This window comes from Williamsia limnetica (assembly GCF_003217475.1).
GTDB lineage: Bacteria > Actinomycetota > Actinomycetes > Mycobacteriales > Mycobacteriaceae > Williamsia > Williamsia limnetica.
Genome location: NZ_QJSP01000048.1, coordinates 1 through 1,282, shown reverse-complemented (window position 1 = coordinate 1,282; position 1,282 = coordinate 1). Strand labels below are relative to the sequence as shown.

Here is a 1,282-nt window from a genome sequence, read left to right as displayed (position 1 = left end):
GGAGTTCGCATGCCAGAGGCCGTCATCGTCGCCACCGCCCGCTCACCGATCGGCCGAGCCGGCAAAGGCTCACTCAAAGACGTCCGCCCGGACGAGTTGGCCCGGCAGATGGTCGAAGCCGTACTGAACAAGATCCCCGAACTCGACCGCGCCGACATCGACGACCTCCACCTGGGCTCTGGCCAACCCGGCGGCCAAGCCGGCTTCAACATCGCCCGCTCCGTCGCCGTCCAGGTCGGCCTCGACCACGTCCCCGGCGTCACCGTCAACCGCTACTGCTCCTCCTCACTACAGACCACCCGCATGGCCATGCACGCCATCCGCGCCGGCGAAGGCGACGTCTTCATCTCCGGCGGCGTCGAAAGCGTCTCCAGCTTCGGCACCGGCAACGCCGACGGCTGGCCCAACACCAAAAACCCACTGTTCGCCGACGCCATGGCCCGCACCGCCAAAGCCGCCGAAGGCGGCGCAGGCACATGGTCCGACCCCCGCGAACAAGGCCTGCTCCCCGACGTCTACATCCCCATGGGCGAAACCGCCGAAAACGTCGCCTCCTACACCGGCATCTCCCGCCAAGACCAAGACCACTGGGGCGTACGCAGCCAGAACCGCGCCGAAGAAGCCATCAAATCCGGCTTCTTCGCCCGCGAAATCGAACCCATCACCCTCCCCGACGGCACCATCATCAACACCGACGACGGCCCCCGCGCCGGCACCACCTACGACAAGATCAGCCAACTCAAGCCTGTCTTCCGCCCCGACGGCACCGTCACCGCAGGTAACGCCTGCCCCCTCAACGACGGCGCCGCCGCACTCGTGGTCATGAGCGACACCAAAGCCAAAGCCCTCGGGCTCACCCCGCTGGCCCGCATCGTGGCCACCGCAGCCACCGGCCTGTCCCCCGAGATCATGGGCCTCGGCCCGATCGAGGCCGTTCGCAAAGCCCTCAAATACGCCGGGCTGAGCATCGACGACATCGACCTGTTCGAGATCAACGAGGCCTTCGCCGTCCAGGTCCTCGGATCAGCCAACGAACTCGGCATCGACCACGACAAGCTCAACATCTCCGGCGGAGCGATCGCACTGGGCCACCCGTTCGGCATGACCGGTGCCCGCATCACCGCAACCCTGCTCAACAACCTCACCACCCAAGACAAAACCCTCGGCGTCGAAACCATGTGCGTCGGCGGCGGACAAGGCATGGCCATGGTCCTCGAACGCCTGAACTGAACCTGAACCAAACAAAAGAGCCCGCGACCGAATGGTCGCGGGCTCTTCTGGT

General features: G+C 66.0%; 1 protein-coding gene. It reads left to right on the top strand.

Annotated features, from left to right (window positions below; genetic code table 11):
- Nucleotides 1-9: 9 nt before the first annotated feature.
- Nucleotides 10-1,230: an acetyl-CoA C-acetyltransferase gene (locus tag DFR67_RS30120; protein WP_110473120.1), complete on the top strand. Its 1,221-nt coding sequence runs from the start codon at nt 10-12 to the stop codon at nt 1,228-1,230.
- Nucleotides 1,231-1,282: the final 52 nt, after the last annotated feature.

Bases quoted from the DNA above. Each gene is read 5' to 3' on its own strand.
- DFR67_RS30120 (WP_110473120.1), top strand. From the start codon at position 10: ATGCCAGAGGCCGTCATCGTCGCCACCGCCCGCTCACCGATCGGCCGA.